The organism is Pseudomonas sp. Rh2, assembly GCF_040762985.1.
GTDB classification, from domain to species: Bacteria; Pseudomonadota; Gammaproteobacteria; order Pseudomonadales; family Pseudomonadaceae; genus Aquipseudomonas; species Aquipseudomonas taiwanensis.
Genome location: NZ_CP142890.1, coordinates 2,545,011 through 2,559,541, shown reverse-complemented (window position 1 = coordinate 2,559,541; position 14,531 = coordinate 2,545,011). Strand labels below are relative to the sequence as shown.

General features: G+C 62.9%; 11 protein-coding genes. 6 read left to right on the top strand and 5 right to left on the bottom strand.

Annotation, left to right across the window (positions count from 1 at the left end):
* Positions 1-21: 21 nt before the first annotated feature.
* On the top strand, positions 22-978 hold the full coding sequence (locus tag VXM67_RS11500) for a ribonuclease Z (protein ID WP_023380027.1): 957 nt from the start codon (positions 22-24) through the stop codon (positions 976-978).
* A 69-nt stretch (positions 979-1,047) separates the two neighbouring features.
* Here the strand turns inward: VXM67_RS11500 and VXM67_RS11495 are convergent, their stop codons facing one another.
* Together VXM67_RS11495 and VXM67_RS11490 are read right to left on the bottom strand one after the other, a co-directional pair.
* Positions 1,048-2,322, bottom strand: coding sequence for a Zn-dependent hydrolase (locus VXM67_RS11495; protein ID WP_023380026.1), 1,275 nt, complete (start codon positions 2,320-2,322; stop codon positions 1,048-1,050).
* A 95-nt stretch (positions 2,323-2,417) separates the two neighbouring features.
* Positions 2,418-3,908, bottom strand: coding sequence for an NCS1 family nucleobase:cation symporter-1 (locus tag VXM67_RS11490; RefSeq protein WP_023380025.1), 1,491 nt, complete (start codon positions 3,906-3,908; stop codon positions 2,418-2,420).
* A 609-nt stretch (positions 3,909-4,517) separates the two neighbouring features.
* Here VXM67_RS11490 and hydA point away from each other — a divergent pair.
* From hydA to preA, 3 genes are all read left to right on the top strand, one after another.
* A complete protein-coding gene (gene hydA, locus VXM67_RS11485; protein ID WP_023380024.1) occupies positions 4,518-5,957 on the top strand; it encodes a dihydropyrimidinase in 1,440 nt (479 codons plus the stop codon).
* Positions 5,958-6,100: 143 nt separating this feature from the next.
* Positions 6,101-7,468: an NAD(P)-dependent oxidoreductase gene (locus VXM67_RS11480; RefSeq protein ID WP_023380023.1), complete on the top strand. Its 1,368-nt coding sequence runs from the start codon at positions 6,101-6,103 to the stop codon at positions 7,466-7,468.
* A complete protein-coding gene (gene preA, locus VXM67_RS11475; protein WP_023380022.1) occupies positions 7,469-8,743 on the top strand; it encodes an NAD-dependent dihydropyrimidine dehydrogenase subunit PreA in 1,275 nt (424 codons plus the stop codon).
* Positions 8,744-8,842: 99 nt separating this feature from the next.
* On the opposite strand, the gene VXM67_RS11470 is transcribed toward preA, so the two are convergent.
* The 3 genes from VXM67_RS11470 to gnd all read right to left on the bottom strand — a co-directional run bounded on the left by VXM67_RS11470 (position 8,843) and on the right by gnd (position 12,053).
* Entirely contained in the window at positions 8,843-9,463 is a 621-nt protein-coding gene (locus VXM67_RS11470; protein WP_023380021.1) for a TetR/AcrR family transcriptional regulator, read from the bottom strand.
* A gap of 122 nt (positions 9,464-9,585) precedes the next feature.
* Positions 9,586-11,073 carry a glucose-6-phosphate dehydrogenase gene (gene zwf / locus VXM67_RS11465; RefSeq protein ID WP_023380020.1) on the bottom strand — a complete coding sequence of 496 codons (1,488 nt, stop codon included), beginning with the start codon at positions 11,071-11,073 and terminating at the stop codon, positions 9,586-9,588.
* Positions 11,070-12,053 carry a phosphogluconate dehydrogenase (NAD(+)-dependent, decarboxylating) gene (gene gnd / locus VXM67_RS11460; RefSeq protein ID WP_023380019.1) on the bottom strand — a complete coding sequence of 328 codons (984 nt, stop codon included), beginning with the start codon at positions 12,051-12,053 and terminating at the stop codon, positions 11,070-11,072. The genes zwf and gnd overlap by 4 nt, the downstream gene beginning before the upstream one ends.
* A 198-nt stretch (positions 12,054-12,251) precedes the next feature.
* Here gnd and VXM67_RS11455 point away from each other — a divergent pair, with 198 nt between their 5' ends.
* Entirely contained in the window at positions 12,252-12,419 is a 168-nt protein-coding gene (locus tag VXM67_RS11455) for a DUF6026 family protein (RefSeq protein WP_023380018.1), read from the top strand.
* Between the two features lie 551 nt (positions 12,420-12,970).
* On the top strand, positions 12,971-14,527 hold the full coding sequence (gene glgA, locus VXM67_RS11450; RefSeq protein WP_023380017.1) for a glycogen synthase GlgA: 1,557 nt from the start codon (positions 12,971-12,973) through the stop codon (positions 14,525-14,527).
* Positions 14,528-14,531: the final 4 nt, after the last annotated feature.

Here is a 14,531-nt window from a genome sequence, read left to right as displayed (position 1 = left end):
ACCCCCTTCGGAGCCAACCTCTTGGACCTGCTGTTTCTGGGCACCTCTTCCGGGGTGCCCACCAAGACCCGTAATGTCAGCGCCACCGCCGTGATCGAAGCCAGTGGTCGCCACTGGTACCTGGTCGATTGCGGCGAAGGCACCCAGCACCAATTGCTGCATACACCGCTGTCGATACGCGACCTGCGCGGCATTTTCATCACCCATGTGCATGGTGACCATTGCTTTGGCCTTCCAGGCCTGCTGGCCAGCGCCGGCATGAGCGGTCGCACCGAACCCTTGGACTTGGTGCTGCCTCACGCGCTGCATGACTGGATCCGCCTGAGCCTGGCGGCCAGTGAAACCTACCTGCCGTTCGAGCTGCGTCTGCTGGCGGTCGAGAGCCTGGCCGACTGGTGCAGCGAAACCCTTCAGGTGAACACCGTGCAACTGTCGCACCGTGTGCCTAGCGTCGGTTTCGTGTTCACCGAGCTGAACCCAGAGCCACGCCTGGATGTACAGCGCCTGGACGCCGAGGGTATCCCCCGTGGCCCCTTGTGGGGCGAGCTGGCCCAGGGCCTTTCGGTGGAATTCGACGGACGAGTGCTGCATGGCCACGACTACCTGCGGGCGTCTCGTCCTGCGCGGAAGCTCATCGTCTGCGGCGACAACGATAACCCTGAGCTTTTGGCCGAGGTGGCCAGAAACGCGGATGTGCTGGTGCACGAAGCCACCTTCACCCAAGCGATCATCGCGCGCAACGGGGTAACGTACGGCCACAGCACCGCAGCTGCGGTCGCACGCTTTGCCGCGCAGGCTGGCGTGCGCAACCTGGTGCTGACCCATTTCAGCGCCCGCTACCAGTCCAACCCCCAGCGCAGCCCGTGTATCGACGATGTGCACGAGGAAGCCCAGGCGTACTACGGTGGCAACCTGACCCTCGCGCGGGATCTGCAGCGCTACCACATCGGGCGTGATGGCTGCCTGCACGCCGTTTGACGCCGCGCCTACAGGCAAGACGCAACACCTGTAGGGGCCGGGCTGCCGGTGACAAGTCCGGCACGCTTCCTAGGCTGCCAACTTCCCTTTGGCAATCGCTTCAGACGCCGCCAGCATGGCCCGCAACAGCACCGCGCACCCGGCCGCCAGGTCCTCTGGCGCGGCGTTCTCGATCTCGTTATGGCTGATGCCGTTCTCGCACGGCACGAAGATCATCCCCGCCGGCCCCAGCTCGGCGAGGAAGATCGCGTCATGCCCGGCGCCACTGACGATGTCCATGTGCGACAGGCCCAAGGCACCTGCCGACTCGCGCACGGCATCGACGCAGGTGGGGTCGAAGTACAACGCTGGGAAGTCCGCCGTCGGGACCAGCTCATAGCTAAGACCGTGCTTGGCGCAAGTGGCCTCGATCACTGCGCGCACGTCGGCGATCATCGAATCCAGGCGCTCGCTTTCAAGGTGACGGAAGTCCAGGGTCATGCGCACCTCCCCCGGAATGACGTTGCGCGACCCCGGGTACGCCTGCAGGCACCCGACCGTGCCACAAGCATGCGGCTGGTGCCCGAGCGCGGCACGGTTGACCGCCTCGACCACGGCGGCGGCGCCTACCAGGGCATCCTTACGCAAGTGCATGGGGGTCGGGCCAGCATGGGCCTCGACGCCACGCAAAGTCAGGTCGAACCACTTCTGTCCCAGTGCGCCCAGCACCACGCCGATGGTCTTGGCCTGGTCTTCGAGAATCGGTCCCTGCTCGATATGCGCTTCGAAATAAGCGCCGACCGTATGGCCCAGCACCGCACGCTCACCTGCGTAGCCGATGCCACTCAACGCCTCACCGACAGTCACCCCCTGGGCATCGCGCTTGGCCAGGGTTTCCTCCAGGGTGAACTTACCGGCGAACACCCCAGAGCCCATCATGCAGGGCGCGAAGCGTGAACCTTCCTCGTTGGTCCACACCACCACCTCAAGCGGCGCCTCGGTTTCCACCCCCAAGTCATTGAGGGTGCGGATCACTTCTAGCCCGGCCATCACTCCGAAGCAACCATCGAACTTGCCGCCGGTGGGCTGGGTGTCGATATGGCTGCCGGTCATCACGGGCGGCAATGCGGGGTTGCGGCCGGGCCTGCGGGCGAAGATGTTGCCGACCTTATCGACACTGACGCTACACCCCGCGGCTTCGCACCATTTGACGAACAGGTCACGGGCCTGGCGGTCGAGGTCGGTCAGGGCCAGGCGGCAGACGCCGCCCTTGGCGGTGGCACCGAGGCGCGCGAGGTCCATCAGCGACTGCCAGAGGCGTTCGCTGTTGACGTGGCGTTCGGACGGTTTCAAGACGAAGCTCATGGGGTTGTCTCCTCAGGCGTTCTTGTTGTCTGCAATCATCATCGAAGTCGCGCTGTTGCCATCGCCGCAAGCGGGCGATGAAGCCAGCACACGTCTTACGGCAATGGCTTGGCCAGCCGCGCCGCTCCACGCACCGCCACACCACCGAGCACGTAATACAACACGCCGCCCAGCAGCGACCCGGTGAACCAGCCGTAGTCATAGAACCAGCTGAAGCTGCTGTTGCCGATCGCCATCACGGTCAGCGCCACCGGCAGCGCGAAGGCGGCGAAGCCTGCCCAGTTCCAGGCCGGATACACGTCGTCGCGGTACAGTCCGGCGAGGTCCAGACGCTGACGACGGATCAGGAAATAGTCCACGACCATGATTCCGGCAATCGGCCCCAGCAGACTGGAGTAACCCAGCAACCAGTTGGAATAGATACTTTCCAGGCTCACATCCGAGACGATCCAGCCTAGCTTTTTCAGCAGCTCGTGGCCCATCAGTGCCAGGCCGATGAATCCGGTAAGCCAGACTGCGCGGCTTCGCCCGATCAGGCGTGGCGCGATGTTCTGGAAGTCGTTGGTCGGTGAGACGATGTTCGCCGCCGTGTTGGTCGACAACGTGGCGATCACGATCAGCGCCATGGCCAGTGCCACCCAGCCCGGACTCTGGATCTTGCCGATCAGGCTCACGGGGTCGGACACCGTCTCACCCACCAGCGAGGCCGATGCCGCGGTCATCACCACGCCCAACGAGGCGAACAGGAACATGGTCAGGGGCAAGCCAAGGATCTGCCCGAGAATCTGGTCTTTCTGGCTTTTGGCGTACCGACTGAAGTCAGGAATGTTCAACGAGAGTGTGGCCCAGAACCCCACCATGGCGGTGAGCCCTGCGCAGAAGTAGCTGGCCATGCTAGCCCCTTCCGGGCGTTTGGGCGGCTGAGCCAGCAGCTCGGTCATCGACATGTGTGGCAAGGCCCAGAACAGCAAACCGAAGCCCACCGCTACCAGCAAGGGGGCCGAGAGGGTTTCCAGCCACTTGATCGACTCCGCACCGCGCAACACTACCCACAGGTTGAGCACCCAGAAGATCATGAAGCCGATCACCTCGCCGGTGCCGCCCAGGGCCTTCCAGCCTTCGAACATCGAGCCCAGGAACAGGTGAATCGCCAACCCGCCGAACATGGTCTGGATACCGAACCAGCCACAGGCCACCACTGCGCGAATCAGGCACGGCACATTGGAGCCGATGATGCCGAACGAGGAACGCAGCAGAACCGGAAAAGGAATGCCGTACTTGGTGCCAGCGAAGGCGTTGAGTGTCAGCGGGATCAACACGATCACGTTGGCCAATAGGATGGCCAGCAACGCTTCGCCCACGCTCAGGCCAAAATAGGCAGTGAGCACCCCGCCGAGGGTGTAGGTAGGCACGCAGATGGACATGCCCACCCACAACGCCGTGATGTGCCATTTGTTCCAGGTGCGCTGATGCACTTTGGTCGGTGCGATATCGTGGTTGTAGCGGGGGCTGTCGAGGACGTCGCTGCCGGCGGACAGCTCGAACAACCCGTCCTGTTCGATCACTTCCGATCTGCTCTGTTGCATGGGGCTCTCCAGGTTCTTTTTCTAGTTGTCGCTCATCGGGCTAACGCGATGGCCGGAGCACACACACCACCAGTACTGCACCTCCGGCCCGGCCAGGCGGTCGCGGCCAACGCAGTTCAACAACCGTGCCGGGTTGGCCAAGGCCGCCCCGTTTGGTCGCCGCCGACCGGAGGTAACTCACTGACTTGCAAGCGTATTCATCAATACCGACGACAGCGCTATGGCCATCACCTGCCTGCCGTACACCTGGCGTGTCCAACGCCCAGGGTTTCAATCTGGTGCGGCCTGGAAAAACAGCGGCCCCCCTGCGCCGGCAGGACAATCATCAAGCAGCTGATTTTGCATAGAAAATCTTGACCAATTTCGCTTCCTGTCAAGTGCGTCAAAATGGTGAGAGACCGTTCCATTTTGGTGATTTGTGATTTTATTCTTTATTTTTCAAGCACTTAATTTGGTTATAAGTTCATAAACTTTTATCTTGATCATTCTCTGATCAGCATCTAGATTCCATTCTTGTCAGGCCTGACAGGATTGCATCGCAACCTCCAGCCACTGGCATCAAAACTTCAAGAACCGGCGTTCGACCGGTCAGCCTGCGAGGAAAACGGCATGTCCCTGTTGATCCGTGGTGCCACCGTGGTTACCCACGAAGAAAGTTTTTCCGCTGATGTCCTGTGTGCCGAGGGTTTGATCCGCGCCATTGGCCAGAACCTCGACGTCCCCACCGATTGCGAAGTCCTCGACGGCAGTGGCCAGTACCTGATGCCAGGCGGTATCGACCCACATACCCATATGCAATTGCCCTTCATGGGCACCGTGGCCAGCGAGGACTTCTTCAGCGGCACCGCTGCGGGGCTGGCCGGCGGCACCACCTCGATCATCGACTTCGTCATCCCCAACCCTCAGCAGTCGTTGCTGGATGCTTTCCACACCTGGCGCGGTTGGGCGCAGAAGTCTGCCGCCGACTATGGCTTCCATGTCGCCATCACCTGGTGGAGCGAACAGGTGGCCGAGGAGATGGGCGAGCTGGTGGCCAAGCACGGGGTGAACAGCTTCAAGCACTTCATGGCCTACAAGAACGCGATCATGGCCGCCGACGACACCTTGGTCGCCAGCTTCGAGCGCTGCCTGCAGTTGGGCGCGGTACCTACGGTGCATGCCGAGAATGGCGAGCTGGTCTATCACCTGCAGCAGAAACTGCTCGCCCAAGGCATGACCGGGCCTGAAGCGCATCCGCTGTCGCGCCCTTCCCAGGTCGAAGGCGAAGCCGCCAGCCGGGCAATCCGCATTGCCGAGACCCTCGGCACGCCGCTGTACCTGGTCCATGTGTCCTGCAAGGAAGCGCTGGACGAAATCACCTACGCACGGGCCAAGGGTCAACCGGTATACGGCGAAGTGCTGCCCGGCCACCTGCTGATCGATGACAGCGTCTACCGTCACCCGGACTGGGCCACCGCGGCCGGGCACGTGATGAGCCCTCCCTTCCGCCCACGCGAACACCAGGAAGCGCTGTGGCGAGGCCTTCAGTCGGGCAGCATTCATACCACCGCTACCGACCACTGCTGCTTCTGCGCCGAACAGAAAGCCATGGGACGCAACGACTTCAGTCGAATTCCAAACGGGACCGCGGGCATCGAAGACCGCATGGCCGTACTGTGGGATGCCGGCGTCAACAGCGGGCGGCTGTCGATGCATGAGTTCGTCGCGCTCACATCCACCAACACCGCGAAGATCTTCAACCTGTTTCCGCGCAAGGGCGCCATCCGCGTCGGTGCCGATGCCGACCTGGTGCTGTGGGACCCACAAGGCACCCGCACGATCTCGGCGCAGACCCACCACCAGCGGGTGGACTTCAACATCTTCGAAGGCCGCACCGTGCGGGGCATACCCAGCCACACCATCAGCCAGGGCCGTGTGTTGTGGGCCGATGGCGACCTGCGTGCGGAACCCGGCGCGGGCCGTTACGTGGAACGTCCACCCTACCCCTCGGTGTACGAGGTGCTGGAGCGACGCGCCGAACAACAGCGCCCGACACCCGTCCAGCGATAGTGCTGTTAAGGCTGCTACGCAGCCCATCGCCGGCACACCGGCTCCTGCATAGACCGCATCCACTTCAAGGTCATCCATGGACCTACAGGAGCCGGCTTGCCGGCGATTGAGCCACACCCAATAAAATCAAAGAGGCTACAACCGTGATCGACGCCCTGAAGCACTTGCCGCGCCCCCGGGCCGGCGCCGACCAACTGGCCGAGCAGTTCACCGACCTCGCGCCGCCGCTCACCCCGCGCCAGGCTGCCGTGGAAAGCGCCCGCTGCCTGTATTGCTACGACGCCCCCTGCGTCAACGCCTGCCCCAGCGAGATCGACATCCCTTCGTTCATCCACCGCATCAGCGATGAAAACCTGCAAGGTGCCGCCGAGCGTATTCTCTCGGCCAACATCCTGGGGGGCAGCTGCGCCCGCGTCTGCCCTACCGAAATCCTCTGCCAGCAAGCCTGTGTGCGCAACAATGCCCAGGAGTGCGCACCGGTCCTGATCGGCCAGCTGCAACGCTACGCCCTGGACAACGCACAGTTCACTGAGCACCCGTTCAGCCGCTCCCCATCCACCGGCAAGCGTATTGCCGTCGTAGGCGCTGGCCCCGCCGGGCTGTCGTGTGCCCATCGCCTGGCCATGCATGGCCATGATGTGGTGGTGTTCGAGGCCAGTGAAAAAGCCGGTGGCCTGAATGAATACGGCATCGCCCGTTACAAGCTGGTGGATGACTATGCCCAGCGCGAGGTGGCGTTCCTGCTGGGCATCGGTGGCATCGAGATTCGCCACGGCCAACGCCTGGGCAGCAACCTAAGCCTCGCCGAACTGCGCGACCAGTATGACGCCGTGTTCCTCGGCCTGGGCCTTGGTGCCGTGCGCCAGCTCGGCCTGGCCGACGAAGAAGCCGCCGGCTTGCTGGCCGCCACTGAATACATCCGCGAACTGCGCCAGGCCGATGACCTCTCGCAACTGCCGCTGGCCGACCGCTGCCTGGTGATTGGCGCTGGCAACACAGCCATCGACATGGCCGTGCAAATGAGCCGGCTGGGCGCACGCGACGTCAATCTGGTCTATCGCCGTGGCCATGCCGACATGGGCGCCACTGGCCACGAGCAGGACATTGCCAAGGCCAACCAGGTGCGCCTGCACACCTGGGCACGCCCGGATGCCGTCCTGCTGGACGATGACGGCCGTGTGCGCGGTATGCGTTTCGCCCGCACGCACCTGCAGGAGGGTCGCCTGACCGACACGGGCGAAACCTTCGAGCTGGCTGCCGACGCCATCTTCAAAGCCATCGGCCAGTCCTTCGACGAAGCCTGCCTCGGCGACCCGCTGGCGGCACAACTAGACCGCGACGGCGAGCGGATTCGCGTCGATGCGCACCTCCGGACCAGCCTGCCGGGCGTATACGCCGGTGGCGACTGCACCAACCTGGGCCAGGATCTGACCGTCCAGGCCGTACAACACGGCAAGCTGGCCGCCGAAGCCATCCATGCCCAACTCATGCTCAACGTGGAGGCTGCGTAAATGGCCGACTTGTCCATCGTATTCGCCGGCATCAAGGCCCCAAACCCTTTCTGGCTGGCTTCCGCGCCGCCCACCGACAAGGCCTACAACGTCGTGCGCGCCTTCGAAGCGGGCTGGGGCGGTGTGGTCTGGAAAACCCTGGGCGAAGACCCAGCGGCGGTCAACGTGTCGTCGCGCTATTCGGCGCACTATGGCGCCAACCGTACCGTACAGGGCATCAATAACATCGAGCTGATCACCGACCGTTCGCTGGAGATCAACCTGCGGGAAATCACCCAGGTGAAGAAGGACTGGCCCGACCGCGCGCTGATCGTCTCGCTGATGGTGCCGTGCGTGGAAGAGTCGTGGAAATTCATCTTGCCGCTGGTCGAAGCCACGGGGGCCGACGGCATCGAGTTGAACTTCGGCTGCCCCCATGGCATGCCGGAGCGCGGCATGGGCGCAGCCGTCGGCCAAGTGCCTGAGTACGTGGAGATGGTCACCCGCTGGTGCAAGACGCACTGCTCGCTGCCGGTGATCGTCAAGCTGACCCCCAACATCACCGACATTCGCCAATCGGCGCGCGCTGCCCATCGCGGGGGCGCCGATGCGGTGTCGTTGATCAACACCATCAACTCGATCACCAGCGTCGACCTGGACCGCATGGTCGCCCACCCCATCGTCGGCGACCAAAGCACCCACGGAGGCTACTGTGGGTCGGCGGTCAAACCCATTGCCCTGAACATGGTCGCCGAGATCGCCCGCGACCCTGAAACCCGCGGGCTACCGATCTGCGGCATCGGCGGGATCGGCAACTGGCGCGACGCGGCCGAGTTCATCGCGCTGGGCAGCGGTGCGGTGCAAGTGTGCACGGCGGCGATGCTGCATGGTTTTCGCATCGTCGAGGACATGAAGGACGGACTGGCGCGCTGGATGGACCAGCATGGTTACCAGAATCTGGAGACTTTCCGCGGCTTGGCGGTGGGGCATACCACGGACTGGAAATACCTCGACATGAACTACAAGTCGGTGGCGCACATCGACCAGGATGCCTGTATCGGGTGCGGACGCTGCCATATCGCCTGCGAGGATACCTCGCACCAGGCGATCGCCAGCACGTTGAAGGAGGACGCAACGCACAGCTACAGCGTGATCGAAGAGGAATGCGTGGGCTGTAACCTGTGCCAGATCACCTGCCCGGTGGAGCACTGCATCGAAATGGTGGCGCAGGATACCGGCAAGCCGTACATGAACTGGACGCAGGACCCACGCAACCCCTATCGCGAAGCCAGCTGACCCACTCGGACAGAGGCTTCTGAGGGCCACATCGCCAGCAAGCCGGCGCCTACAGGTGTGTAGCGATCCCTGTACGGGCAGGCTTGCCGGCGATCCGCGTCACGGCTCCAGGCCGATTCCGCGCAGGATCACACAGGTCACCGTCTGCACCGCACTTTCGAATGCCAGGTCCGACAGCGGCTCCCCGCCATTGAGCAGGGCCACCTGGTAACCGAAGTCGGCATAGTGCTGGGTCGCCGCCCAGATCATGTACAACAGCGCCGATGGCTCCACCGCCAGGATGCGCCCCTCCTCCACCCAACGGCGGATCTTCGCCTCCTTGAGCTGCGCCCAGGGCACCAGGATTTCATCCAGGCTAGCCCCCAACAGCGGCGCGCCATGCAGCATTTCTTCGGCCCAGATCTTCGAACCCAACGGACGGGTACGCGAATGGCCCATCTTGGCGCGGATGTAACTGGTGAGCACCACCCGGGGGTCATCGAAGCTTTCGAAGCACAGCGCATCCTGCTTCCACACGTCCAGCAGGTCCTGCAATACCGCGCGGTACAGGTCGTCCTTGGTGCTGAAGTAATAGTGCAGATTGGAGCGCGGCAGTTCGGCCTGCTCGGCAATGTCACCCATGGAAGTTGCGCCGAATCCCTTCTCGGCGAACACTTTCTCGGCCGCCTGCAGAATCTTCTCTACATTGCGCCGACGGATTTCGATCTTGTGGTTGGCCATGGCCTGTCCAAAACGCCTCAAACCTGTCAAGGCTAACAGGTTTGCAGGGAATGCAGGCAGCCGTTATGCGGCTTCATGCTGTGATGGCCTGGACCTTGGCGCAATAAGGGGCCAGCGGTCGGTCAACCCAGCGTGTGCCACTCACGCTTGTCCCGGGCCAACAGCTCGTTGCCCGCTTCAGGGCCATCCTCGCCCGCCGGGTATGCATGCACCTCACCGTCCGTGGCCCAGGCGTCGAGAAACGGCTGCACCGCACGCCAGCCGTTCTCGATGTTGTCGGCGCGCTGGAACAAGGTCTGGTCGCCGGTCAGGCAATCGTAGATCAGCGTCTCGTAGCCGGTGGCCGGGGTCATCTTGAAGAAATCCTTGTAGGCGAACCCGAGCTCGACGTTCTCCATCACCAGTTCCGGCCCAGGGCGCTTGGCCTGCAGGTCGAACCACATGCCTTCGTTAGGCTGGATCTGGATCTTCAGGTAGTTGGGCTTCGGCCGCTCCAGCTCGGACTCGCGAAACTGAGCATAGGGTGCAGGCTTGAAGCAGATGGCGATCTCGGTATCACGCACGCTCATGCGCTTGCCGGTACGCAGGTAGAACGGCACACCGGCCCAACGCCAATTGTCGATCATCACCTTCAGCGCGACGTAGGTCTCGGTCTGGCTGTCTTCGGCAACATTGGGCTCCTGGCGGTAACCGGGCAGGCGCTTGCGGCCCTGTTTGCCAGCGGTGTACTGGCCGCGCACCGAATTCTTCAACGCAAGCTTCGTCGACCAGGGCCGAATGGCGCCAATGACCTTGGCCTTCTCGCTGCGCACGGCGTCGGCGCCGAAGGCTGCCGGCGGCTCCATCGCGACCATCGCCAACAGCTGGAACAAGTGGTTGGGCACCATGTCGCGCAGTGCGCCGGTATGGTCGTAGAACGCCCCCCGGGTTTCGACGCCGACGGTCTCCGCCGCCGTGATCTGTACGTGGTCGATGTAGTGGTTGTTCCAGAACGACTCGAACAGGCCGTTGGAGAAGCGGCTGACCAGAATGTTCTGCACCGTTTCCTTGCCCAGGTAGTGGTCGATGCGGTAGATCTGCCGCTCGCTCATCACTTTGAGCAAGCAGGCGTTCAAGGCTTCGGCGCTGGCCAGGTCGGTGCCGAACGGCTTTTCCACCACCACCCGGCGAAAGCCCCCTGCGCGTTCGTCAAGCAGTCCGGCCTCACCCAAGCGCTGGGCCACTTCAGGAAAGAATCGTGGCGAAGTGGCCAGGTAGAAGATCGCGTTGCCATGACTGGTCTTGTCGATGCGTTTGGTCAGGGCGGTGTAGGTGGCCGGATCGAGAAAATCGCCGGTCTGGTAATCCAGCGACTTGGCCAGACGCTGCCAGCGCTTTTCGTCCAGGCACTGGGGGTCGCGTTCGAGCATGAAGCGGTGCAGGCGCTCGGCGAAGTCTTCTGCGCTGGCCGGGTTGTGGTCGACGCCAACGATGCGCAGGTTACGGTCGAGCAACCCGTCGCGGCTGAGGTTGTACAGCGCCGGCATCAGCAGGCGCTTGACCAGGTCGCCGTTGGCGCCGAACAGAAACAGGGTGCAAGGGGGGGCAGCAGGAATGGTCGGTCTGGTCATTCGCCTTTCTTCTCGATGTGGCCACCGAAACCCAGGCGCATGGCAGAAAGGATCTTGTCGCCATAAGTCCCCTGCTGCTGGCGTGAACGGAAGCGGGCGAACAGCGCGCTGGAGAGCACCGGCACCGGCACGGCCTGCTCGACGGCGGCGTCGATGGTCCAGCGCCCTTCGCCGCTGTCGGACACCGAGCCACTGAACTGCGCGAGCTGCGGATCGGCAACCAACGCATCGGCGGTGAGGTCAAGCAGCCAGGAGGTGACGACGCTGCCGCGGCGCCAGACTTCGGCGATTTCAGCCACATCGAGGTCGAAGCGCTGCTCTTCTGGCAGCTCATTGCCGCCCTTGCTGCGCAGCAGGTCGAAGCCCTCGGCGTAGGCTTGCATCAGCCCATATTCGATGCCGTTGTGGATCATCTTCACGTAGTGCCCAGCGCCGGGCGGGCCTGCATGGATGTAGCCGTGCTCGGCACGCTGGTACTCACCACTGCGCCCCTGGGTACGCGGGATGTCGCCGACACCGGGCGCCAGGGCCTTGAACAGCGGCTCGAGGCGCTCGAACACCTCTTTTTCACCGCCGATCATCATGCAGTAGCCACGCTCAAGGCCCCACACACCACCCGAGGTGCCGACATCCAGGTAATGCAGCCCACGCTTGGCAAGTTCGGCGGCGCGGCGTACATCGTCCTTGTAGAACGTATTGCCGCCGTCGATGATCGCATCCCCCGGCTCGAGCATGTCGGCCAGTTGGGCGATGGTCTGCTCGGTCGGCTCGCCCGCAGGCAGCATTACCCATACTGCGCGGGGTGCCTTCAGCTTCTGTACCAGTGCGCCGAGGTCGTGCGCGCCTTGCGCGCCCTCCCCCTCCAGTGCCGTAATGGCTTCACGGTTGCGGTCGTTGACCACGGTGCGATGCCCTGCGCGCATCAGCCGTCTTGCGATATTGCCGCCCATGCGGCCCAGCCCGACGATTCCCAGTTGCATGTGCCGACGCTCCCCTTAGAAATGGATGACAAGGCGGTTCAGGTGTTCAGATTAGTCCAGCGCTCCGCCATGAGGTTCACCGACGAACGGCGCGACAACCATAAACAAAAAAGTTCCCAACGCGGCAGAAAGAATTCAGAATGCGCGCCGCGCGAGCGTCTACGCTTAAAACGTCACTAGCCAATTGCGAGGTGTGCAATGGGTACCTTGATGCCTGCTACTCCCGTCCAGACCCTATATGTAAGCGTCCGCCGCGACGAACTGGCTCGCTTGAAAGAAGAACGCGACCAACTCAAGCAGCAGGTGGCCCTGCTGAACCTGCAACTGGCACAAAGCCGCAACGGTGGCAAAGCCGTCAGCGTCTGATTGAACCCTGTCGTGGGGGCTCTCCTGGCTCCCACTCTGCTTCACATCGTGCTTTATACGCCCGCCTACACCCTCCCCATGACGCACCAAAACAGTGCGAGGCGCTATTTGCCGACACATCATGTCGCACGCACTTCTGGCCCCTGCCCCACCCTGGAACACACCATTCACATCCTGTCACATACGCCAACGTTTGCGTCTAACGCGCGTCATAACGAAAGTGACCGACGGGTCACCTTTTTATCTCCCTGTCTCCTACACTCTGATTTCGGCCCGCCATTTGCTGTGTAGAAAAGCGACGGAAAAAAGTCGAACTTTCTGAAAAGGCGGCGGGTCATGGAGTAAACAGGCCATTGCAAAGGGACTTCCCACGCTAAGGCTTACCCACCCCATTCAGTCAAACGCTTTCGGCCGGAATGCCGATCGCGCAGTGCCTGCGCGCACGACTCAGGGGCAAGGACTGCACTACGAAGAAACGCATTCAGAGAGAACCAGCACGACATAACGCAAAGGGTGCCAGCACCCGACCAAACATAGGGACGGAGAGAAGTATGATCAGTGCCGCTGTCGAACCTCATGTAGATTCATTCAAACCGGACAATCGCGAGCCGCTTACCCCGGACTTCGCCACGACAGCCAAGGCACCTGGCGCCCAGCGCCAGCACAATCCCAACAAGCGCAAGATCCTGTTCGTCACCTCGGAAATCGCCGACCTGGTCAAGACCGGCGGGTTGGGCGACGTGTCCGCGGCACTGCCTCGGGCGCTTGCTCACTTGCATGATGTCCGGGTACTGATCCCCGGCTACCGCCAGGTGATGGAGAGCGACAACCCCATTCACATCGTTGGCGAATTGGGCGGTCACGCGGCCCTGCCGCCGTGCAAGATCGGCCGCATGGACTTGGCCGACGGGCTGGTCATTTATGTGCTGATCTGCCCCGAACTGTATCAGCGCGACGGCACACCCTATGGTGCCAACAACGGCCGCGACTGGCCTGACAACCACATCCGCTTCGCCCGCCTGGGCCTGGCCGCAGCCGAGATCGCTGCCGGCGAAGGCATGATCCACTGGAAGCCCGAGGTGGTCCATGCCCATGACTGGCCGGCCGGCCTTGCTCCCGCCTACATGCACTGGCGCGGGCTCAACACGCCGACCCTGTTCACCATCCACAACCTCGCCTATCAAGGGGTCTACAGCCGCGGTTGCAGCCCGGAACTGGCGATCCCCGAGCACGCCATGCAGCAGGAAGGCATGGAGTTCTACGGCAAGCTGTCGTTCCTCAAGGCAGGCCTTGCCTATTCCAGCCATATCACCACGGTCAGTGCCACCTACGCCCGGGAAATCACCACCCCCGAATTCGGTTGCGGCCTGGATGGCTTCCTCGCCAGCAAGGCCCAGCAAGGCCTGCTCGGCGGCATCCCCAACGGCATCGACGAAAGCTGGGACTCGGCCACCGACAAGTACCTGCAGCACAACTTCAGCATCAACGACTGGGACGGCAAGGCGCGCAATGCCCAAGAGGTACGTGAGCTGTTCGGGCTGGCACCGTCCGAAGGCCCACTGTTCGCCGTGGTTTCGCGGCTGGTGTACCAGAAAGGTCTGGACCTGACCCTGGGCGTCGCCGACTACATCGTCGAACAGGGCGGGCAGATCGCGATCATCGGCCGTGGCGAGCCCGAAGAAGAGCAAGCCATGCGTGAGTTGGCCCTGCGCCACCCCGGCCGTATCGGCGTGCGCATCGGCTTCAACGAAACCGATGCCCGGCGCATGTTCGCCGGCAGCGACTTCCTGCTCATGCCCTCTCGCTACGAGCCCTGTGGCCTGAGCCAGATGTACGCTCAGCGCTTCGGCTCGCTGCCAGTGGCACGCAATACGGGCGGGCTGGCCGACACCATCGAAAACGGTGTCACCGGTTTCCTGTTCGACGAGTCGACGGTCGAGAGCTACCGCGAAGCCTTGAGCCGAGCCTTTTATGTCTACGGCAAACCGGACCTGCTCAATGCCATGCGCTGCCTGTCAATGACCCAACCGTTCAACTGGTGCCAGGCGGTGGAACCCTACGCCCGCCTCTACGAGGACTTGGTCAAACAGGCACAGTTCAGCCACTAGAGCG